A 20724-nucleotide genomic window follows, 5' to 3' on the forward strand; every position below is an offset into this window, starting at 1 on the left:
TTTCGCGGACCGGCATCCGGGGGGCTCGGGGTCCCGCCCTTCCCAGGTTACGGCCTTCCCCCGCGTCCTACTGCGCTCTCAGCTCTTTCAACTGCGCGGGCACCCCCCGTTATGCCCGGCGGCGGCGCCGGAACGGGATGATGGGAGGCGGGGCGGGCCGCACCCGCTCCGCGCCTTCCCGCGACCCCGTCTGAGGAGAATCCGTGACATACACCGGTGACGTGCACGTCGGCGGCCCCGCCGACGTGCGCGAGCTGCCCGCCCTGACGATCTCCAAACTGGCCGTCGGGCCCTACGACAACAACGCCTACCTGGTGCGGTGCACCGAGACCGGGGACGGTGTGCTCATCGACGCCGCCGCCGAGCCCGAGCGGCTGCTGGAGCTGATCGGCGACATGCCGATCAGCAAGATCGTGACCACCCACCAGCACGGCGACCACTGGCAGGCCCTGGAGGAGGTCGTGCGGGCGACCGGCGCCTCGGTGGTCGCCCACCCGCTCGACGCGCCCGCGCTGCCCGTCCCGGTCGACCTGGAGGTGGAGCACGGCGACCGGGTCACCGTCGGGGTGGTTAGCCTGGAGGTGATCCACCTGCGCGGGCACACCCCGGGGTCGATCGCCCTGCACTACCCGGGCCACCTGTTCACCGGCGACTCGCTCTTCCCCGGCGGGGTCGGCAACACCAACAAGGATCCCGAGCGGTTCACGCAGCTGTTCACCGACGTGTCGGAGCGGATATTCGACCGGTTGCCCGACGACACCTGGGTCTACCCCGGCCACGGCAAGGACACCACGCTGGGTGCCGAACGCCCCTCACTGCCCGAGTGGCGTGAGCGCGGCTGGTGAACCCGGGGCAACCGGTCGGGCCGCCCGCCCGGCGCGGGTGGCCCGCCGCTCCGCCGCACCGCTGCCCGCCCGGCGCGGGCGGCCCCTCGCACCGCTGCCACACCGCCACCGTGTAGATCGCGCGGTCACAGAGAACTCCAGGCGCGCGAGCGCTCCATCAGGTGACCGTGGACGAGAGCCACGGACGGGGCGGCCGGCCCACCGGCGCGGGTGACGAGGAACAGGGTGTTCAACGGCTGCACCTGCGGTCGGTGGAGCACCTCCACCGACCCGGAGGCGAGCGCCGGCTCGGCCAGGTAGCGCGGCAGCACGGACACGCCCGCCCCGGCCACCACCGCGGCCAGCACCGCGCGCAGGTCGGGGACGACGACCGCGACGCCGTTGGGCGGACGGCGGCCGAACTCGGTGCGCCAGTAACGGCGGACGATGGGCAGCTCCTCGGCGTAGGCGACGAGCGGCAGGTGCGCCAGTGCCTTGACCGGGTCACCGGCCAGCAGGCCGGCATCGACGGTACGCGCCAGGATCGGGGGCCCCACGAGCACGAACTCCTCATCGGCGAACGGGGTGGCCACGAGGTTCCTGAGGGTCGGGCGGACCGCGGAGACCACGAGGTCCAGGCGCGCGTCGGCCAGCGCCGCCAGCAGGTCGCCCGCCAGGCCGAGGGTGATCCTCAACCGCAGTCCCCGGCCGGTCAGCGGGGCCAGGGCGGGCAGGATGCGCGCGGTCATCAGCTCCGCGGGGCCGGCGATGCGCACCGTGCCCCCGTACGCCGTTCCGCCGTCGCCGAGGACGTCGAGGGCGGAGCGCAACTGGTCGAGGTGCGTGCCGATGCGCCGGGCGAGGTCGTCGGCCCGGCCGGTGGGACTCACCCCCCGGCGTGAGCGGACGAACAGCGCTTCGCCCACCTGCCGCTCCAGGCGCGTGAGCTGCCCGCTGACCGCGGGCTGGGTGAGCCCCCGCCGGGTCGCCGCCTCGGTGAGCGACCCGGCACGGTAGATCTCCAGGAAGGTCAGGAGCAGGTCGAGGTCGGGCACGCAACGCTCCAGCCATAAGAAATCTGATCGATCGGCTCAGATTAGTGGATGGCTCGTGATGGATCCGCCGTTGTCCGGGGCATCTGCGGGACGAACGGTCACCTCGCACCGGCGTCCCGCGGGGTATCGGGAAACGGGTCCCGGAAGGGACCGGGAAGAGGAGGAACACGCACCATGGCGAAGATTCTCATGATCATTTCTGCGGCCGACAGCCTGACGCTCGCCGACGGCACGGCCCACCCGACCGGTTACTGGGCGGAGGAGGTCGCCGCGTCGCACCGGGTGCTCCGCGAGGCCGGCGTCGAGGTGGACATCGCCACCCCCGGCGGCGCGAGCCCCACGGTCGACCCCGTCAGCCTGGACGAGCGCGGCGGCGTGGCCGAGGCCGACGCGAAGGAGTTCCGCGACTACCTCGACTCCATCGCCGACGACCTCGCCCGGCCGCTGTCCGTCGCCGAGGTCTCGGTGTCCGACTACGACGGCGTATACATCCCCGGCGGGCACGGTCCCATGACCGACCTCGCGCGCGACCCCGACCTCGGCAGGCTGCTCGACGAGGCCGACCGGCGCGGGCAGGTCATCGCGGCGCTGTGCCACGGCCCGGCGGCGCTGCTCAGCACGGCCCGGCCGGACGGCGGTTTCACCTTCGCGGGCCGGAGGCTGACCGTCTTCACCGACGACGAGGAGCACCAGGGCGGCCTCGGCGACAGGTCTCCGTACTTCGTCGAGACGAGGCTGCGCGAGCTGGGCGCCGTCGTCGAGGCCGGACCGGCCTGGGCGAGCAAGGTGGTCGTCGACGGCAACCTCATCAGCGGCCAGAACCCGCAGTCCAGCGTCGACACCGCCAACCGCGTGCTCACCGCGCTGGACGCGGACGGCGCCGCGTAGAGGACCGCGCACGGCACCCGCACGAACGGCGTCGCGCGATCCGCCCGCGCGACGCCGTTCGTGCGGGCGGATCGCGCGGATGGTGCGGGCGGATCCGGCGGCGGACGCTCAGCGGACCGGGCCCCGCGCTGAACCGGCGGTTGTCCCCGCCCGTCCGCCGACGACGGCCGCCCCGGCCGTCCGGCGGAGCGCCGCTAGCTCTGGCACGTGACGGGGTAGTCCGCCCAGAGCTTGTTCACCTGGTGGTTCAGCACCTCCAGCCCGATGATCCCGAGCTGCTTCGGCTCCCGCCACCAGTGGCCGGCCTGCACTTCGAGGACCCCGCTCGGCGGCACGACGAGCGTGTTGGCGGCCGTCTGCACCCCGTCGATGGTCCAGCGATAGGTGATCTCCACACCGGGCCGCGCCTCGAATGCGCCGTACGCGGTCATGTACGGCGCCTCGGCGCAGTCGCCGTAGTAGGCCATCGGCGAGATCTCGCTGATGCGCACGGGATTCGGCGAGGGCAGCAGGCACTTCCAGCTGTAGGGCTCCTCCTTGGAGGGCTTGTTGTGGTTCAGCACCTCGATGCGCACCCGACCGCTTCCGGGGCCCGGCGACGTGTTGTACCAGAAGTCGCTGAGGTAGTTCCTGACCCCGGCTCTGACCCGCTGCGTCCTGGTCGGGCCCGGCTTGCCGTCGACGACGACCCGGTAATCGACGTCCGTGTCGCGGTCCGACGTGATCATCGCCTCGGCCGTCAGCGGGAAGGAGCCGTCACAGGAACCGCGGAAGAGCTTCGTCAGCATGTAGCGGATGGTCAGGTTGGCCGGTGTCGCGTCACCGGGGGTGCCGCTGACGGTCTGTGGCCGCGGCGTGCCCTCGGGCGACGCGGTGGCCGTGCCCGCCCGCGCGGGGGGAGCGGTCAGCAGACCGCCGAGCAGCAGTGCGCTCAACAGCGTCGCGGTTTTTCTCATCATGGGGTCCCTCCGTTTCCGGTAGCGGAACCCCATGCTCTCCAGTGGCTCTTGGACCCCACTTGAAGCACTTTTATCTAATTTGATCTTTTTTGTAGCTACCGATCCCGGTGGTGCTTCGCCAGGTTGACCCGGCGAAGCACCACCGGGATCGGTTTCACAGGTCCAGAGCGGAGCCGTCCGCTGACCGCGGCGATGTCGACGATCGATCTGTGGACCGGCGGACAGCCCTGGCACACACCCTGACCTCGGTCGGACTTCAGCTCGGACGCTGACCGGGTCGCCGTCTCCGGTTCACCGGCGCGCGCGACCGGCCCGGTCACGGGTGGTCAGCGGACGCCCGCGGCGGCCTTGCGCTTCTCCCGCTTGAACATCAGAACCCGCAGCGGGATGGCCGCCACGATGGTCATCTGCATGACGGCACCGACCTTGATGAGGGTGTCTCCCCCGGCCAGGCCCGCGGCCCAGATGGTGAGGCAGGCGACGTTGATCATCATCCAGGCGAGCACGACGGCCGCCAGGTTGCCCTTGGGCTTGGGGTACTCGATCCGGCTCACCATGAGGTAGGCGACGCCGAAGATGGGGAGGATCGTCCAGATCGACGGGGGGAACAGCAGCACGACCGAGACCACGGTCATGGCCCCCATGGGGATCGGCAGACCCATGAAGTCGCCGCTCTTGGTCTTCACACAGGCGAAACGCGCGAGGCGGATCACCCCCGCCAGCAGCACGGACGCCGCCGCGACCATCGCCAGCATGAAGGGGATCCGATGGTTGAATCCAGCCCAGATGACCACCATGAAGGCGGGCGCGAAGCCGAAACTGATGACGTCGGCGAGGTTGTCGAGCTCGGCGCCCATGGCCGAGGCACGGAACTTGCGGGCCACCAGACCGTCGAACAGGTCACAGGTGGCGCCGATCAGCAGGAGCACCACGGCGGTGCCGAAGAACCGGGGGTCGGCCGCGAAGGGCTTGTTCTCCTGCAGCGAGCTGATGGCCGACCAGGCGAGCACACAGACGGAGAGGAAACCGCACAGGGCGTTGCCGAGCGAGAGAGAGTCGGCGGCGGACAGACGGAACGCCTTCCCGACGGGACCCTGCGGCTCGTCGTCCGTCTCGTCCATCGGCCAGCTCGCATCAGCCGTGGTCAAGACTCGTCACCCCCGCGACGGTCCGATGCCCCACGGAGACGGCGGGCTCGATCCCCTCGGGGAGGTAGACGTCGACCCGCGAGCCGAACCTGATCAGCCCGACCCTCTCCCCCTTGGCCACCTTCGCCCCCTCGGCCACGTAGGGCACGATGCGGCGCGCGACGGCGCCCGCGATCTGGACGAACTCGATGTCGCCGAGAGCGGTCTCCAGGTGCCACACGACACGCTCGTTGGTGTCGCTGTCCTTGTTGAACGCGGGGAGGTACCCGCCGGCCACGTGCTCCATCGAGGTGACCGTTCCCGCCAGCGGCGCCCGGTTGACGTGCACGTCGAGCGGGCTCATGAAGATCGCGACCCTGGTGCGGCCGTCCGGCCACGGGTCGATGCTCTGCACCACGCCGTCGGCCGGTGACAGGATCCGCCCGGCGCCCGGCGCGCGCTCGGGGTCGCGGAAGAACCAGAGCATCCCGCCGGTGAGCGCGGTCAACGGCACCGCTGCCAGAGCCCAGCGGCGGTCACGGCCGCTGAGCAGGGACGTCACGGCGGCGGCCGCCGCGGTCGGGAGCAACCACGGGGAGACGCCACGTGCCAGGCTCATTCGGGGGCCTGGCTGGTGGCTTGCTGAATCGTGGGACACAGGGAACCTTTTGTAATGTCATGCGGCATTAGACCGGTATGTCTACCCGCCCTGAGGCAGGATGCTACCTATCTCTCCACCCTTATAGGGTCGCAACGAGACAAGCAAAGCTCCTCACACGCCGATTGGCTAGCCCTGGTTGGCGCTCGCCGGGGTGGTGTCCTCCTTGTTCTCGGGAACGTCCCGCCGGATTTTCAGCAGGCTGGCCACGGTGGTGATCACCATGGTGACGACGATGACCGACAGCGACAGCCAGATCGGAACCGCGGGCGCCCAGGCGAAACCGCTGCCGTGCAGCGCCTCGAGGATCAGCTTGACCCCGATGAATCCGAGGATGAACGCGAGACCGTAGCTCAGGTAGACCAGCTTCTGCAGCAGGCCGCCCAGCAGGAAGTACAGCTGGCGCAGGCCCATCAGGGCGAAGGCGTTCGCGGTGAAGACGATGAAGGCGTCGGTGGTCAGGCCGAAGATGGCCGGGATCGAGTCGAGGGCGAACAGCAGGTCGGTGGTGCCGATGGCGATCATGACGATCAGCAGCGGGGTGACCATGCGCCTGCCGTCGACCTTGACGGTGACCTTGGAGCCCACGTAGTCGTCGGTGTGCGGCAGCACGCGGCGGGCCCAGCGCAGGACCGCGTTCTCGGAGACCTCTTCCTCGTCCTCGCCGTGCTGGCGGACGAGCTGGACCGCGGTGTAGATCAGGAACAGGCCGAAGACGTAGAACAGCCAGCTGAAGCTGTGCAGCGCGGCGGCGCCGATCGCGATGAAGATGCCGCGCATGACCAGCGCCATCAGGATGCCGACCAGCAGCACCTTGTGCTGGTACGCCTTCGGCACCGCGAAGCGGCTCATGATGATGTAGAAGACGAAGAGGTTGTCGACGCTCAGGCTGTACTCGGTGAGGTAGCCGGCGAAGAACTGCCCCGCGGGAACCGGGCCGGCGATCAGCAACATCCCGACCCCGAAGATCACCGCCAGGGTGACGTAGAAGCCGACCCAGAACCCCGCCTGCTTGAAGGAGAACTCACGCGGCTCACCACGGTCGACCACCCACAGGTCGAAGGCGAGGACGACGAGCAACCCCCCGATGACGGCGAACCAAGCCCACGCGGGAACAGTCACAGCTGATAAACCTCCGGCGGCGCGCGCGACAGACTGCCAGAGGTCTCTCCCGCCCGGATGAAACACGATCAACGGCACGGACCGACAGCCCCGGGGGCCTCGTGGGGTGAGGCAACACCGTGATGACGAGACTGTCGCGAAGGGATACTCCCCCCCTAACCACGCCAGTATAGGTGTACGGCCTGGTCTCGCCTAATCCAACAGAGCGGGGCGGCCCGTTGTTCCCGGCGTCTCCCGACGCTCCCGCACCCCCGCGTCCGCCCGTTCCGGGGCTCCCGCGTGACCGCCTCCGGCGACCCGCCCACCTCACCCTTCCCGCTCCTCCCAGGATCCCGCGTTCCGGGAAGGGGGCCCGCTCACCCCGTTCCCGGCGCTCCCGGCGCGAGGGCGGCGTAGGTCTCCAGGACCGCCTCCAGCGCCTCCCGCTCGCCGGGCAGCTCACGGCCCCGCGCCGCGGCGGCCTCCGCCAGCCGGGCCACGAGGTCGTCGTCGGTCAGCACCCTCGCGACCGCGTCGCGCATCGCGGCGACGTCGCCGTACGGCACGAGCAGACCAGCCTCCCCCACCATCGCCGGGACACCCCCCACCGCGGTGGCGACGACCGGCGTGCCCACCCGCAGCGCCTCCTGCACGGTGAGCGGCTGGCCCTCCCAGCGGCTCGGCGTCAGCAGCACCCGGGCCACCCGGAGCAGATCTCCCACGTCGCCCCGGTTGCCGAGCAATCGCACGGGCAGCCGCTCCCGGTCGATCCGCCCCTGCAGCTCCCCCCGCAGCGGCCCTTCCCCCGCGACCAGGAACACCGCCGTCCGCGCGTCCGTCCCGCCCTCCACTTCCCCCGCCCCGGGAGCGAAACTCCCGGCCACGTCGAGGAGGGTCTCCAGGCCCTTCTGCTGGGCGAGCCTGGCCACCGTCAGGATGACCGCCGCGTCACCCGTGCCCAGTTCCTCCCGGATCTCCTCCGGCCGCCGCCCCGACACGACCGGTACGGGCGCGGGGACGACGGCCGCCCCGACACGCCGGGCGCCCAGGCGGCGCATCCGCTCCCCCAGATCCGGGGAGACCGCCAGGACCCGGTCGGCGCGGCGGGCCACGATCCGTTCGAGGAGACCGTAGACCGCCCCGACCGCGCCGCCCGCGGTGGCGGCGTTGTGCAGGGTCACCACCAGGGCGGTCCCACTGCCGGTCAGGGCGAGCGCGGCCAGCGCCCCGGCCCGCAGCCCGTGGGCGTGCACCACGTCCGCCCCCCGCAGGGCCCGGATCGTCCGGATCGCCCGCAGGTCGTTGCGCGGATGGGGCCGATCGGCGATCGGCACCGGGACGAACCGGGCGCCGAGCGCGGCGAACCCGAACGACTCCGCGGTGCCGGGCGGCCCGGCCACGACGACCCGTCGGCCGTCGCGCACCAGGCCCGCGGCCAGCATGGCCACGTGCCGCCCGACCCCGCCGGTGCTCGTCCCGAGCACCAGCGCCACCCGTGTCTTCCCGTCGACCACCGAAACAGCCCCCTTCACGCAGGAAATCCATGCTCACAGCGTCCGGCCGAGGTCATCCTCGCGCGGGCTCCCGGCGGAGCCTGGCGAGCATCGCCCGGGTGTCCGGCCGGTCGACCACCACCGCCACGAGCGCGAACGCGGCGGTGCCCGCCAGCGCGGCGACCCCCCCGACCGGCACCGACACCCATCGGGAGACGTCGCCGAAGGCGGCCACGCACGCCGCCCCGGCGCCCCAGGCCGCACCGCCGCCGGCCAGGGCGGCGAGCAGAGCCCGCCACACGCCGTCCAGCGCTGCCGCACCCCCGGCGCGGAACACGGCGAGCGCCAGCAGCGCCCCGCCCACGGTCATGCCGACCGTGCTGCCGAGCGCCAGCCGCCCGACCACGTCGGCGGGGTCGTCGGCGGCGTGGGCGAGCAGGATCTGGGCGACCAGCGCCACCGCCCACCCGGCCACCGAGGCGGTCGCCGCCGCCCGCCCCCGCCCGCAGGCGTACAGCACCCGGGCGAGGTGCAGCATCAGGGCGTACCCCACCAGGCCGGGGGCGAACAGCGCCACCGCCGCGGCCATCTTGGGCTCCGCGGCGGCCCCGCCCTCGCTCCCCTCCAGGAACACCCGGGCCGCCGGCCCGGCGACCGCCGCCATCACTCCGGCGGCGAGCCCCGTCATCAGCAGGATCACCCGGGTGGTGGACGACGTCAGCGTGGCGAAGCCGGTCAGGTCCCCCTCGGCCGCCCGGGTGGACAGCACCGGGAACGAACTGGTGGCGACCGGCACCACCAGCACGGCGTAGGGCAGCTGGTAGAGGGCCCAGGAGTAGGTGTAGACGCCGACGGCCCCCTGACCGTCCAGGTCGTTGGCCAGGACGATCGCGACGACGAGCGCGATCTGCTGCGCGACCAGCACGGCGAGACCCGCGGTGGCGAGCCTGCGCGCCTGGGCCGCGATGCCCGGCGGGAAGGACAGCGTGGGCCGCAGCCGGAGCCGGAGCCTGGCCACCGGCCCGATCACGGTGACCACCATCGCGGCGGCGGCGACGGTCGCCCCCAGCGAGAGGGTCAGCTCCCCGGCCCCGGACAGATCCGCCAGGTCCTCGGCGCCTCCGTCGCCGACCCACTCGAACGCGAGGTAGGAGGCGACGATGAGCAGGCTGGAGACCAGCGGCGCCAGGGCCGGGCCCATGAACCGCCGGTGGGCCTGGAGAACGCCGTACAGGACCACGGCGAGCCCGAAGAAGATCATTCGGGGGGCGAACAGGACGAGCATGTCCGCACCGACCTCGACGACCCGGGCCACGTCGCACTGGGGGGAGTCACCCGCCAGCAGGGCCACGATCGGCCCGGCGAACGCGGCGATCAGCAGCGCCAGGGGCACCATGACCAGCGTGACCCAGGTGAGCAGCGCCGAGGTGATCCAGCCGGTCTCCTCCCTGGCACCGGGCTCCGCCTCCGCCCGGGAGACGGCCGCAGCCAGCACCGGGACCACCGTCCCGGCCAGCGCGCCGCCCGCCACCAGCTCGAAGACGATGTTCGGCACGTAGTTGGCGGTGTTGTACGCGGTGCTGAGACAGAGGTTGCCGACGCTCTGCGACTGGAAGAGGTAACGACCGAACCCCACGGCGCGGGCCATGACGGTCACGGCCCCGATGAGGATCGCCGCTCCCGCGATCCCCTGGCCGATCTTTCTGATCATCGGCCGGCTGGGGGCTGCTCCACGGGACGGCGGCCGAGCATGTCGATGCGGTTGAGGACGGGGTTGCCCGCGATCACCTTGGTGAAGCTGATCTTCTCCGAGGCGGCGGTCAGCGCGACGACGGCGCCGAGCACGGCCAGGCGACCGGGACGGCCGAGAGTGACCGAGGCGGCCAGGCCCAGGAGCGCACCCAGCGCGTTGGCGCCGGCGTCGCCCAGCATGGCACGCTCGCCGAGGTCTTCGGGCAGCAACGCCGCCGCGGCACCCATGGGCACCGCCGCCAGCGCCGCCGAGACGGAGTCATCGCGGCGCAGACCGGCGGCGAGCAGTGGCGCACCGGCGATCAGGCCGACCTTGACGGCGCGACCGGGACGCAGGTCGAAGAGGTTGGCCAGGTTGGCGGAACCGGCGATCAGCGCGGCGTCGACCGGGACGTCGAGGACCGAGCGCGAGGTCACCGCGGCGGCGGCCAGCCCGGTCGCGCCGATGCCGAGGAGCTTCACGGCCCCGCTGGTGATCTCGCCCTTGGCCAGAGCGCTCAGGTGTCCCTTGAACCCCTTGGACGACGTCGCGCCGTACAGGTCGTCGTAGGCGCCGAGACCGCCGCCGCCCGCGACCGCCAGCAGCGCGGCCACGCGCACCCTGCCGGGCAGGCCGGGGACCGCGGCCGCGGCGACACCCGCCCCCGCGACGAACGCCGGACCCTCCAGGAGGGTGATGGGCTCACCGCGGTGGTTCGTACGGGCCCACGTCTCCGCGTCGCCGACCGGCGGCCGGCGGGTGAAGGCGGCGTACGCGGCGCGCGCGGCGACCGCACCGAGAACCGCGCCGGCGAGGGCGCCGAGACAAGCGCGACGAGCCATCGGATCAACCTCCGGAGGTGGCCGTGGTGGCCGTTGTGGCCGAGGGGGTCGGCGTGGGGGTGGGCGCGATGCCCGTGACGCCGGGGCCTATGCCGTACTGCCCGGTGAGCCCGGACAACTGCTCCCGGAGAGCGTAGACCACCACGACCCGCCCCATGGGCATATCGACGGTGTCGACGGTGGAGACCTTCTCCATGGAGGCGGTGTCCTCCCGGAGCGCGGCGACGACCCCGCCGGCGGCGGCGGAGGTCTGCGGCCCGGCGAGAACGGTCCCCAGACCGGCCTCGTCGAGGCCGAGCGCCGTCGCCACGACGGCGGCGGCCTGCTCGTCGGCGGTCTCCCCCGTGTACGCCTCCGCTGGAGCGGTCAGCACGGCCAGTTCGGCGCGTTTGGCCGGCTCGTCGGCGACGGTGATCAGGCCGCCGCGCTGGAAGGCGTCGAGGATCGCGGGCCCGGCCGCGTGCTCCTTGCCGACCTGGGCGGGGTCGTTGGTCACGATCGCCCCGGCGAGCACGTCGGCGGCCTTGTCGTGAGCCGAGGCCCCGTCGGGGAAGACCGTCTCCGCGGCCTTGGCCCCGGTGGCGAGCTTGTCGACGAAGACCGCCTGGGTGGGGTCGGTGTACCGCTCGGTCAGGGTGACCCGCCCCGTCACGGTCGCCCCCGCCTCGGCGATCACCTCCTGTATCGCGTCACGCGTGTTCGCCGTGGTGCCCGGGGCCTCGACCATCACGACGGTCTTGCCCGCGAGCATGTCCTTGACGAGCCGGGCGGTGTCGGCGGCGACGAAGGCGTCGCTGCCCGCCTGACGCTTCTGCAGGGCGTCCACCTGGGTGCGCAGCTCGTCGTTGCCCTCGCGCAGCTGGTTGGCGAGGGTCTCGCTCGCCTTGATGACGGGGTCCTCGAGCAGGGTGGTGCCCAGCACGATGCCGACCGACAGCGCGAGGAAGATCGCGACGATGGAGACGAGGTGATAGCGGAAATCGATCACGAGAAGAGTCCGACCAGCCAGAAGATGAAGCCGTTCCAGACGTCGCGGACGCTGTCCAGCCAGATCTTGCCCACCGGGGAGACGACGATCGCCACCCCCATGGTGATCAGCGCGGTGGCGACGAGCAGGAGCAGGGACGGAGTGGAGATCCGGCTGCGGTAGAGCCGGCTGACGCCCTTGGCGTCGATGAGCTTGCTGCCCACCCGCAGGCGGGTGAGGAAGGTGCTGGCCATGCCCGACCTGCCCTTGTCGAGGAACTCCACCAGGGTCGCGTGCGTGCCGACGGCGACGATCAGGTCGGCGCCCTTGTCGTCGGCGAGCAGCATCGCGATGTCCTCGCTGGTGCCGATCGCGGGGAAGAGCACGGCGGTGCGGCCGAGTTGCTGCACCCGCTCAAGCCCCGGCGCCCTGCCGTCGCGGTAGGCGTGCACGACCAGCTCGGCGCCCGAGGTGAGCGCCTTGGTGGAGACCGAGTCGAAGTCGCCCACGATGATGTCGGGCGTGTATCCGGCCTCCAGCAGCGCGTCCGCGCCGCCGTCCACCCCGATCATGACCGGCCGGTACTCACGGATGTAGGGACGGAGGGCGGCGATGTCCTCCTTGTAGTGGTAGCCGCGGACCACGATGAGAACATGCCTGCCCTCCATGTCGGTCCGGACGTCGGGCACGCCGACCCCGTCGATGAGCAGGTCGCGCTCGCGGCGGACGTACTCCATGGTGTTGGCCGCGAACGCCTCGATCTGCACGGTCAGCCCGGCCCGCGCCTCGGTCATCGCGGCCTCGACGGACTCGGCGGTCTGCACGTCGCCCTTGCCGACCACCTCGTCATCGAGATAGAGGACACCCTCGTGGAGGCGGATCAGGTCACCGTCCTTGACCCGCTCGAACAGCTCGGGGGTGGCGTTGTCGATGAACGGCACCCCGGCGTCCACGATGATCTGCGGGCCCAGGTTGGGGTAGCGACCGCTGACGCCCGCGGCAACGTTGACCACGCCTGCCGCGCCGCACGCGACAAGCGCCTCCGCGCTCACCCGGTCAACGTCAACGTGATCGATAATCGCGATCTCTCCGGGCCGCAGGCGCTTGGTCAGCCTTTTGGTCCGCCGATCGATTCTCGCCACTGCCGTCACCCCGGGAAGGTCTGTGACCTTCCTGCGGCGGAGGTAACCGGTGAGCTTGTTCTGAAGCCCGTCAATCGGCACCTTCATCACGACCATCCTGCCAGAGCGAACGACCGGGCGAGCCACACGGACGACGGCGTGTCAGATTCGTCATCGAAGGTCCCCGGGCCCCACCTCCCCCGGGGCTGTGGAATCAATCCTGCCAAGTCACGACGGGGACGGACGACCGTGTCCCACCGGGCGGTCACGGGCTGCCCCACCGCGCCCGCCCGGTAGTGCGGCCGGAGAGGCGGCCCGACCTGCGGCGGCGGTCGCTTCCGACGCCGGCGCCGGGTGCGGCCGCCGGACCCCGTGACGGCGCCCCGCCGGCGAGGGTGATCTATCTCACCGGCGGGGACGGGTCACGCCTTGTCCGCCGCCGCGATCGCGAGAAGCTCCTCCGCGTGCGCGCGGCCCAGCTCCGAATCCTCAAGGCCGGCGAGCATGCGGGAAAGCTCCCGTGCCCGGCCGTCCTTGTCGAGCGCTATCACGCCGCTGCGCACCACGCTGCCGTCGTCGGACTTCTCCACGACCAGGTGCTGGTCGGCGAAGGCGGCGACCTGCGGCAGGTGGGTGACCACGATCACCTGGGAGGTCCGGGCCAGCCGCGCCAGCCTGCGGCCGATCTCCACCGCGGCCTTCCCGCCCACGCCCGCGTCGACCTCGTCGAACACGAACGTCGGGACCGGGTCGGCGCCGGCGAAGACCACTTCGATGGCGAGCATCACCCGGCTGAGCTCACCGCCCGAGGCGCCCTTGTTCAGCGGCAACGGCGGCGAGGCCGGGTGCGGCGACATGCGCAGCTCGACCTCGTCGGCCCCGTACGGGCCGAACTCGGCGGCGGGCGACAGGGAGACCACCACCCGGGCGTGCGGCATCGCCAGCGCGGCGAGCTCCTCCGTGACGGCCCGGCCGAACCGCTCGGCGGCGGCGGTCCTGATGCGGGTCAGCTCGGCGGCCAGCTCGGTCAGGCGCCCGGTCAGCTCCTCGTGCTCGCGGGTCAGCTCGGCGATGCGGTCGTCGTCGCCCTCCAGCTCGGCGACGCGCGCCGCCGCCTGCGCGGCCCAGTCGAGCACCTCGGCGGTGTCGGCACCGTACCTGCGCAGCAGGTGGGTGAGCACGGCGCGCCGCTCCTGCACGGCCGCGAGCCTGCCCGGGTCGGCCTCGACCGACTCGGCGTACGCGGCCAGCTCGGTGGCGACGTCGGCGATCAGGTAGCCCGCCTCGGCCAGCCGGTCGGCGACACCGGCCAGCGCCGGATCGAAGTCGCGCACCGACTCGACCGCCGCGCGGGCCTCGCCGACCAGCGCGATGGCGTCCGGCAGGTTCTGCTCACCGGACATCGGATCGCCGAGCAGCGCCCGGTGCGCCGTCTCGGCCGCGTTCCTGAGGGCGTCCGCGTGGGAGAGCCGCTCCTCCTCCTCGCGGAGCTCGATCTCCTCGCCCGCTCTGGGATCGGCCCGCTCCACCTCGTCGAGGCCGAACCTGAGCCGATCGGCCTCCTGTGCGCGCTCCCGGGCCCGAGTGGTGATCTCTGCGAGCTCCTCGGCGATCCGCCGGTGACGTCTGTACGCCTGCTCGTAGGCGCGCAACGGCTTGACGAGTTCCTCACCGGCGTAACGGTCGAGGGCGGCGCGCTGCCGGCCCGGCTGCAGCAGCCGCTGCTGGTCCATCTGCCCGTGCACGGCCACCAGGTCGTCGGCCAGGTAGGTGAGCGTGCCCACCGGCACGCTGCGTCCGCCCAGCCAGGCCCGGCTGCGTCCCTCGGCGGAGACCGTGCGCGCGATGATCAACTCGCCGTCCTCGACCTCGCCGCCGACGTCCCGCACCTGCTGGGCGACCCGGCCCGCCGGATCGATGACGAGGGTGCCCTCGATGGACGCCTTGTCGGAGCCCGGACGGACCCGGGCAGGGTCGGCCCGGCCACCGAACAACAGCCCCAGACCGGTCACCACCATGGTCTTGCCCGCACCCGTCTCGCCCGTGACCACGGTGAATCCAGGCGATAGCACCAGGACGGCCTCGTCGATCACACCGAGCCCCCGGATGCGGACCTCCTCGACTCTAGGTCGCACTGGTCCCTCCCGTCACATCGAATTCACCGAACATCAGTGCGGTGCGCGGGCACGATCCTACGCGCTCGGGACACCGATCGCCCGAACGAACTACGGCCTTGCCCGGCCGCGCCATCCCTGCACCGGCAGGCCGAACTTGGCGACCAGCCGGTCGGTGAACGGCGCGCCGGTGTCCTCCAGGCCGTGCAGCCGTGCGAGGCGCACCGGCTGCCCGCCCCGGCGCAGCTCCACCCTGGTCCCGGCCGGCACGTCGAACCTGCGGCGCCCGTCGCACCAGAGCACCGCCCCCGCCGTCTGGGGCTGGACCTCCAGCGCCAGCCGGGAACGGGGCGAGACCACCAGCGGCCGGGCGAACAGCGCGTGGGCGCTGATGGGGACGAGCAGCAGCGCCTCCACCTCCGGCCAGACGACCGGTCCGCCGGCCGAGAAGGCGTAGGCGGTGGAGCCGGTCGGGGTCGCGCAGATCACCCCATCACAGCCCCAACGGGACAGCGGCCTGCCGTCGACCTCGGCGACCACCTCCAGCATGCGCTCGCTCTTCTCCACAGTGGCCTCGTTGAGCGCCCAGGTGTCGGCCAGCAGGGTGCCGTTGAGACGGGCGGTGACCTCGATGGTCATCCGCTCCTCGACGTCGTAGCGTCCCAGCACCACGCAGTCGACCGCGCCCGCCAGATCCTCCACCTCGGCCTCCGCCAGGAAGCCGACGTGGCCGAGGTTCACACCCAGCAACGGCACGCCGGCCGGGCGGGCGAGTTCCGCGGCCCGCAGGAGACTGCCGTCACCACCGAGAACGATCATCATCTCGGCGGCCTCGACCGCCGCCGGGCCGGCGGGCACCACGTCCGTACCCGCGCACGCGATCTCCTCGGCCTCAGCGTTCAGGACACGCACGGTCAGACCGGCGTCCAGCAGCCTCCGGATCACCAGGCGAGCGCTGTCGACAGCCGCCTTCCGCCCGGTGTGGGCGGTGACCAGCACGGTGCGCTTGGCAGTCATGCATCACTCTCTCGCTCGGCCAACTACCGGGGACCTTCCGCCACCGCTCGCTCGATCTCGGCGCCGAGGTCCGCCACCGGCGGGACCCCCTCGCCCTTGCCCAGCCAGATGACGTACTCGACGTTTCCCGACGGCCCCGGCAGGGGGCTCGCGGTGACGCCTCGCACGGTCAGGCCGAGCGTTCCCGCGGCCCCGGCCACATCATGCACGGCCTGAGCCCGCAGCGCGGGGTCGCGGACGACGCCGCCCGCGCCGACCCGCTCCTTGCCGACCTCGAACTGGGGCTTGACCAGCATGGCGAAGTCGGCGCGTTCGGCGGCGCACCCGGCCAGAGCGGGCAGCACCAGACGCAGGGAGATGAAGGAGAGGTCACCGACGACCAGCGTGGGCGCCTCGCCGACCACGTCGGGGGTCAGGTCCCTGACGTTGACCCGCTCCATGACGGTCACCCTGTCGTCGGTCCGCAACGACCACGCGAGCTGGCCGTAGCCGACGTCGACGGCCAGCACGTGCGCGGCGCCGTTGCGCAGCAGCACGTCGGTGAAACCGCCGGTCGACGCCCCCGCGTCGAGGCAGCGGCGTCCCGCGACGGTGAGCCCCCGGGGCCCGAAGACCTCCAGGGCGCCCAGGAGCTTGTGCGCTCCCCGGGACACGTAGTCGGGCCCGGCGGCGGTCTCCGCGACGACGATCGCCGAAGCGGTGTCGACCTGGGTGGCGGGCTTGGCGGCCACCCGGCCGCCGACGCTGACCCGGCCGGCCTCGATGAGCTGGGCCGCGTGCTCCCTGGAGCGGGCCAGCCTGCGCCGGACGAGCTCGCTGTCGAGACGCGCGCGGCGGGTCACCGGGACCGGTCCGGAGTGTCGTCCACCGCGGCGAGCGCCTGCTCCAGGCCGGCGAGCACCTCCTCGAAGACGTTCACGTGCGCCGACACGGGCAGCGCGCCGAGATGGGCGAGCCCGCTCAACGCGGCGTCCGCCCGCTCGTCACCCGTCTCCTCCAGCAGATCCGTCATCAGCCCCCTCCGGAACCGCTCCCGGCCACCTCGGCCGTCCTGGTCGCCCTGTCCGTCTCGGCGGCCCGGCCGCCCCGGGCGGCATCGACCATCCGGCCGCGCCGGTCGTCCTCACCGCCGCACTCGGGCGGCGCGGCTCGCGGGCCGCCTCGCCCGCGGACTCCCCGACCGTATCGGAAGCCGGGACCTCCGTCGCCCCGGCCGGTCCCTTCGCGGGCCCGGCGGGGGGTGCGGCCGACGCCTCAGCGGCCCCGGCAGAGAGGTCCCAGCAGAGCGGGAGCGGTAGAGAGGCCCCGGCAGAGCGGGAGCGGCCGGCGCCTCAGCGGCTCCAGGCGGGGTCACGGCCGGTGAGGCCGAGCACCCGGTCCAGCATCGGCGCCGAGACCTGGACGGGGACCTCCGGCCCGTAGATGCCCATCTCCCGGCCCTGCTCCGCGGTCTTGGCGACCTCCTCATGCACGTACGCGACGAGGTCGTCGTCCCACACCGGGTTCTGGCCGGTCGCCCTCGCGAGGTCCCAGCCGTGCACGACCAACTCGCCCACGACCATCCCGCCGACCAGCGACGCCGGCAGTTCCGCCGGACCGCCCATGTGCGTCGTTCCCTCCCAGGCGGCGGGTTCGCTCCAGGCCGTGAGGATTCGCCCGACCTGCACCCGCAGTTCGGTCGCCCAATCGCCCCCGGTCAGGTTCACGTCGGTCTCGGTCGCGGCGGGCGGCGGCACGGCCTCCTTGCGGGCGGCGCCCTCGAGCGACGGCCCCCAGAACAGCAGGTGGTTGACCAGCCCGCGCACGTCGTACTCCTCACAGGGGGTCGGGGCATCCAGTTGCCCCGGCTCTATGCCAAGGATGATCTCCATCAGAGGCGTGGCCACGCGGGCCACCCATCTCGCATCAGACATGACGCCCAAGAAAGCACAACGGCCACCGGGTGTCTTGAACAAACACGACATAGGCTCGACCGCATGCCCAGGGACACCCGTGAGCTCGCCGGCGCGTGGACGCGGTTCCAGCGCCACTCCTTCCGGAGCCCGTCACCGGACCTGGCGCCGTACGTCGATCACTACTGGGCGGCCTCCTGGGACTACGACGAGCCCTACCGCCAGCTGATCGTGCCGTACCCGAACGTGCACCTGATCTTCCAGGACGGCGGCGCGAAGGTGCAGGGTGTGCGCAGCGGGCACCAGATCAGGGTGTTGGAGGGCACGAACGGCGTGTTCGGGGTGACGTTTCGTCCCGGGGGCTTCCGGCCCTTCCTCCGTGCGTCCGTCTCGACGATCACCGATCGGTCGGTCGACGCGGGTCAGGTGTTCCCCGGCGACCTGCCCGATCCGCCGGAGGTCGCCACCGTGGAGGACTTCCTGCGAGCGCGGTTTCCCGGGGCCGACACCGGGGCGGAGCGAGCGATGGAAGCGGTGGCGACGATCGCCGCCGCCCCGGAGGTGACGAGGGTCGGCACGCTGGCTCGCCGCCTCGGCTCCGGCGTCCGGGAACTGCAACGACTGTTCGCTGAGCACGTCGGAATCGGCCCGAAGTGGGTGATCCGCCGCTACCGGCTGCACGAGGTGACCGAGCGGCTGGCGCGGGGCACACCGATCGACTGGGCCGGGCTGGCCGCCGAACTCGGGTACGCCGACCAGGCGCACTTCGTCCGGGACTTCAAGGACATGTTCGGCGAGTCACCGACGTGGTACGCCGCGCGTTACTAGATCTTCAACCGATGCAGGATGTGTGGCAGGACAGGAACAGGGCGAGCCGGCATCCATTGGGTGAACATGTCGTCCCCTGCCGCAGCGTCGAAAGGCGCCGGACCGTGAAACGCTACCGTCCGTACCCGCAGCGGGTCCGGCAGATGCAGGAGAGAAAGGAGCGCCACGCGATGGCGACCGTCGACGAGTGCCGGGTGGCACTGAGCAAACTCGGCGAGCAGTTCAACGAGGTCGACTCGGAGAGCCGCGCCAGGCACGTGGTCGAGCGCAGCATCAGCTGCCACCTCAAAGACCTCGGCGTCACCTTCTACGGCCGGATCCACCACGGCGGGCTCGGACCGTTCGACGACACGCCTCCCGCCGACGGCAAACCGGCCGACGTGAAGCTGACCCTCAGCAGTGACGACCTCGTCTCCCTGGTGAACGGAGAACTCGACATGGGAAGGGCCGTGTTCAGCGGCCGGGTCAAGGTCGATGCCAGCTTCGGAGACCTGCTGCGCCTGCGCAAGCTCCTCTGAGAGGACGCCCGGCGGAGGCGCCGCGTCCCGCCGCCTCCGGGCACCGCGACTCACCTCCTCCGGGCACCGCGATCGGCCCTCCGGCCCGCGAACCGGAGGGCCGGTCGCTCGGCACAGCCATCGGCCTCCCCGCCACGAGACACGGCCCTGGAGAGGGCGGGCACGGGGCACGGCCCTGGAGAGGGCGGGGTCACCCCCGAGCGAAGAGGGGGGGACCGAGCGCGGCCTTGACCGCGTCCTCGTCGGCGCGGTCGTCGCCCACGGCCTCCCAGGTCGCGGCACAGGCCGCCCGGAGACCGTCGAGCGGTTCCCCGCGGCCGTCGAGGGTGAGCCGGTCACCGTCCCAGCGAGCGGTCCACCCCTCGCAGGTCCAACTGTCCTCATCCCGGCGCACCTCGGGGTAGGGCAGGTGCAGTGCGGACAGGTCTGCGGCGACATAGGTGGGCCGATGGCGCGGAGCGGCGGTCAGCAGGTCGAGCGGGGTCGCCACCCCGGTCAGGACCAGCAGGCTGTCGACCCCCGCGTTGACCGCCCCCTCGACGTCGGTGTCGAGCCGGTCACCGACCACCAGGGGCCGCCGTGACCCGGTCCGCAGCATCGACTCACGGTGCAGCGGCGGCTCGGGCTTGCCCGCGACGATCGGCTCGACGCCGGTCGCCGTGGCGATGACCCGGGCCATCGCCCCGTTGCCGGGAAGCTCTCCTCTGCCTGTCGGCATGGTCGTGTCGGCGTTGGCCGCCACGAAGAGCGCACCCTGCCGAACGGCGAGCGCGCCTTCGCTCAGCAGAGCGTAGGAAAGGTTCGGCGCGATGCCCTGAACCACCGCGACCGGCGCGTCCAGGGCGGTGCTGACCGGCCGCAGGCCGTGGGCGCGCAGCGCGGTGCGCACTCCCATCCCCCCGACCACGAGCACCGGCGCTCCCGGCTCGACCCGCTCGGCCACGAGCCGCGCCGCGGCCTGGGCCGAGGTGACCACGTCGTCAGGGGTCGCCGGAGCGCCCAGCGCATTCAGATGCTGGGCGATGGCTCCGGGGGTGCGCGAAGCGTTGTTGGTGACGTAGGCGAGGCGCACGCCGTGCTCGGCCGCCCGGCGCAGCGCCTCAGGAGCCTTCGGCACTGCGTTGTGCCCTAGATACACCACCCCGTCAAGGTCAAGAAGAAGAGTGTCGTATGGAGCGATCAGCGGCTGTATGTCCACCGCCCCATTCCATCACCCGCACGTGTCACATCCGGCGTGCGCGTAAGGTGGCCCGCACACTTTTCAGAGCCGACACGTAGTGCCGCTGGTCGGGACGCATCGCGACCGCGATGGCCAGGGGTTCCTGGGCTCCCTCCATGTCACCGGTCCGCCACAGGGCGAGGCCGAGACCGAAGTAGGCGTAGTCTTCGGCCGGATTGACGTCGATGATCCAGCGAAAGCTGTCGGCGGCGTCGGCGTACTGGCGGGAGTTGAACTGGGCTCGAGCGAGCGCCTCGCGGACGCTGCGCGACTCCGGCTCCGCGTCGGCCGCACGCTCCAGCAACGCGGCAGCAGCCGCCGGACTGCCCTCCGACAGCAGTTTCATCCCTCGTTGAAACCACTCATAGA

21 protein-coding genes are annotated in these 20724 nt (G+C 72.1%); 4 read left to right on the forward strand and 17 right to left on the reverse strand.

Annotated features, from left to right (window positions below):
• The first annotated feature begins 203 nt into the window (after window positions 1–203).
• Window positions 204–845, forward strand: a complete 642-nt coding sequence (locus F4562_RS05105) for an MBL fold metallo-hydrolase (RefSeq protein WP_184548160.1) — start codon at window positions 204–206, stop codon at window positions 843–845.
• 125 nt (window positions 846–970) lie between these two features.
• On the opposite strand, the gene F4562_RS05110 is transcribed toward F4562_RS05105, so the two are convergent.
• Entirely contained in the window at window positions 971–1879 is a 909-nt protein-coding gene (locus F4562_RS05110) for a LysR family transcriptional regulator (protein WP_184548158.1), read from the reverse strand.
• 174 nt (window positions 1880–2053) lie between these two features.
• On the opposite strand from F4562_RS05110, the gene F4562_RS05115 reads away from it, so the two are divergent.
• On the forward strand, window positions 2054–2767 hold the full coding sequence (locus F4562_RS05115) for a type 1 glutamine amidotransferase domain-containing protein (RefSeq protein WP_184548156.1): 714 nt from the start codon (window positions 2054–2056) through the stop codon (window positions 2765–2767).
• Between the two features lie 194 nt (window positions 2768–2961).
• Here the strand turns inward: F4562_RS05115 and F4562_RS05120 are convergent, their stop codons facing one another.
• The 14 genes from F4562_RS05120 to F4562_RS05185 form a co-directional block, all read right to left on the reverse strand.
• Window positions 2962–3726 carry a hypothetical protein gene (locus F4562_RS05120; RefSeq protein ID WP_184548154.1) on the reverse strand — a complete coding sequence of 255 codons (765 nt, stop codon included), beginning with the start codon at window positions 3724–3726 and terminating at the stop codon, window positions 2962–2964.
• 326 nt (window positions 3727–4052) lie between these two features.
• A complete protein-coding gene (gene pssA, locus F4562_RS05125) occupies window positions 4053–4874 on the reverse strand; it encodes a CDP-diacylglycerol--serine O-phosphatidyltransferase (RefSeq protein WP_184548152.1) in 822 nt (273 codons plus the stop codon).
• Complete coding sequence (locus F4562_RS05130; RefSeq protein WP_184548150.1) at window positions 4861–5472, reverse strand: phosphatidylserine decarboxylase; 612 nt, start codon at window positions 5470–5472, stop codon at window positions 4861–4863. Before F4562_RS05130 ends, pssA begins: the two co-directional genes overlap by 14 nt.
• A gap of 168 nt (window positions 5473–5640) precedes the next feature.
• On the reverse strand, window positions 5641–6633 hold the full coding sequence (locus tag F4562_RS05135; protein ID WP_184548148.1) for a TerC family protein: 993 nt from the start codon (window positions 6631–6633) through the stop codon (window positions 5641–5643).
• A 356-nt stretch (window positions 6634–6989) separates the two neighbouring features.
• On the reverse strand, window positions 6990–8144 hold the full coding sequence (locus F4562_RS05140; protein WP_311734281.1) for a glycosyltransferase family 4 protein: 1155 nt from the start codon (window positions 8142–8144) through the stop codon (window positions 6990–6992).
• A gap of 34 nt (window positions 8145–8178) precedes the next feature.
• Complete coding sequence (gene murJ / locus F4562_RS05145) at window positions 8179–9816, reverse strand: murein biosynthesis integral membrane protein MurJ (protein WP_184548146.1); 1638 nt, start codon at window positions 9814–9816, stop codon at window positions 8179–8181.
• Window positions 9813–10679 carry a hypothetical protein gene (locus F4562_RS05150; protein WP_184548145.1) on the reverse strand — a complete coding sequence of 289 codons (867 nt, stop codon included), beginning with the start codon at window positions 10677–10679 and terminating at the stop codon, window positions 9813–9815. The genes murJ and F4562_RS05150 overlap by 4 nt, the downstream gene beginning before the upstream one ends.
• A 4-nt stretch (window positions 10680–10683) precedes the next feature.
• Window positions 10684–11667 (reverse strand): copper transporter, encoded by a 984-nt coding sequence (locus F4562_RS05155; RefSeq protein WP_184548143.1) that lies wholly within the window; start codon window positions 11665–11667, stop codon window positions 10684–10686.
• The gene (steA, locus tag F4562_RS05160) at window positions 11664–12875 is read right to left on the reverse strand and encodes a putative cytokinetic ring protein SteA (RefSeq protein ID WP_184548141.1); all 1212 of its coding nucleotides are present in this window, start codon (window positions 12873–12875) and stop codon (window positions 11664–11666) included. The genes F4562_RS05155 and steA overlap by 4 nt, the downstream gene beginning before the upstream one ends.
• A gap of 314 nt (window positions 12876–13189) precedes the next feature.
• Window positions 13190–14902: a DNA repair protein RecN gene (recN, locus tag F4562_RS05165; RefSeq protein WP_184548139.1), complete on the reverse strand. Its 1713-nt coding sequence runs from the start codon at window positions 14900–14902 to the stop codon at window positions 13190–13192.
• 90 nt (window positions 14903–14992) lie between these two features.
• Window positions 14993–15898: an NAD kinase gene (locus tag F4562_RS05170; RefSeq protein ID WP_184548137.1), complete on the reverse strand. Its 906-nt coding sequence runs from the start codon at window positions 15896–15898 to the stop codon at window positions 14993–14995.
• Window positions 15899–15921: 23 nt separating this feature from the next.
• Window positions 15922–16740 (reverse strand): TlyA family RNA methyltransferase, encoded by an 819-nt coding sequence (locus tag F4562_RS05175; RefSeq protein ID WP_184548135.1) that lies wholly within the window; start codon window positions 16738–16740, stop codon window positions 15922–15924.
• A complete protein-coding gene (locus tag F4562_RS05180; RefSeq protein WP_184548133.1) occupies window positions 16737–16910 on the reverse strand; it encodes a hypothetical protein in 174 nt (57 codons plus the stop codon). The genes F4562_RS05175 and F4562_RS05180 overlap by 4 nt, the downstream gene beginning before the upstream one ends.
• Window positions 16911–17229: 319 nt before the next feature.
• Window positions 17230–17811, reverse strand: coding sequence for a TIGR03086 family metal-binding protein (locus F4562_RS05185; RefSeq protein WP_184548132.1), 582 nt, complete (start codon window positions 17809–17811; stop codon window positions 17230–17232).
• Window positions 17812–17874: 63 nt separating this feature from the next.
• Between F4562_RS05185 and F4562_RS05190 the strand changes: the two genes are divergently transcribed.
• Window positions 17875–18618, forward strand: coding sequence for an AraC family transcriptional regulator (locus F4562_RS05190; RefSeq protein WP_184548130.1), 744 nt, complete (start codon window positions 17875–17877; stop codon window positions 18616–18618).
• A 104-nt stretch (window positions 18619–18722) separates the two neighbouring features.
• Window positions 18723–19136, forward strand: coding sequence for an SCP2 sterol-binding domain-containing protein (locus F4562_RS05195; RefSeq protein WP_311734280.1), 414 nt, complete (start codon window positions 18723–18725; stop codon window positions 19134–19136).
• Between the two features lie 190 nt (window positions 19137–19326).
• On the opposite strand, the gene F4562_RS05200 is transcribed toward F4562_RS05195, so the two are convergent.
• Window positions 19327–20334, reverse strand: a complete 1008-nt coding sequence (locus F4562_RS05200) for an HAD-IIA family hydrolase (RefSeq protein ID WP_184548129.1) — start codon at window positions 20332–20334, stop codon at window positions 19327–19329.
• A 25-nt stretch (window positions 20335–20359) separates the two neighbouring features.
• Window positions 20360–20701, reverse strand: coding sequence for a tetratricopeptide repeat protein (locus F4562_RS05205; protein ID WP_246473353.1), 342 nt, complete (start codon window positions 20699–20701; stop codon window positions 20360–20362).
• Window positions 20702–20724 lie beyond the last annotated feature (23 nt).

Origin of the sequence: Streptosporangium becharense (genome assembly GCF_014204985.1) — a bacterium.
Classification (GTDB): Bacteria; Actinomycetota; Actinomycetes; order Streptosporangiales; family Streptosporangiaceae; genus Streptosporangium; species Streptosporangium becharense.

What these genes read in the sequence shown, in the direction of transcription:
- steA (WP_184548141.1), bottom strand. Translation starts at nt 12,875, where the DNA reads ATGAAGGTGCCGATTGACGGGCTTCAGAACAAGCTCACCGGTTACCTC.
- F4562_RS05150 (WP_184548145.1), bottom strand. Translation starts at nt 10,679, where the DNA reads ATGGCTCGTCGCGCTTGTCTCGGCGCCCTCGCCGGCGCGGTTCTCGGT.
- F4562_RS05205 (WP_246473353.1), bottom strand. Translation starts at nt 20,701, where the DNA reads ATGAAACTGCTGTCGGAGGGCAGTCCGGCGGCTGCTGCCGCGTTGCTG.
- F4562_RS05120 (WP_184548154.1), bottom strand. Translation starts at nt 3,726, where the DNA reads ATGATGAGAAAAACCGCGACGCTGTTGAGCGCACTGCTGCTCGGCGGT.
- F4562_RS05190 (WP_184548130.1), top strand. Translation starts at nt 17,875, where the DNA reads ATGCCCAGGGACACCCGTGAGCTCGCCGGCGCGTGGACGCGGTTCCAG.
- F4562_RS05170 (WP_184548137.1), bottom strand. Translation starts at nt 15,898, where the DNA reads ATGACTGCCAAGCGCACCGTGCTGGTCACCGCCCACACCGGGCGGAAG.
- murJ (WP_184548146.1), bottom strand. Translation starts at nt 9,816, where the DNA reads ATGATCAGAAAGATCGGCCAGGGGATCGCGGGAGCGGCGATCCTCATC.
- F4562_RS05185 (WP_184548132.1), bottom strand. Translation starts at nt 17,811, where the DNA reads ATGTCTGATGCGAGATGGGTGGCCCGCGTGGCCACGCCTCTGATGGAG.
- F4562_RS05180 (WP_184548133.1), bottom strand. Translation starts at nt 16,910, where the DNA reads ATGACGGATCTGCTGGAGGAGACGGGTGACGAGCGGGCGGACGCCGCG.
- F4562_RS05130 (WP_184548150.1), bottom strand. Translation starts at nt 5,472, where the DNA reads ATGAGCCTGGCACGTGGCGTCTCCCCGTGGTTGCTCCCGACCGCGGCG.
- F4562_RS05115 (WP_184548156.1), top strand. Translation starts at nt 2,054, where the DNA reads ATGGCGAAGATTCTCATGATCATTTCTGCGGCCGACAGCCTGACGCTC.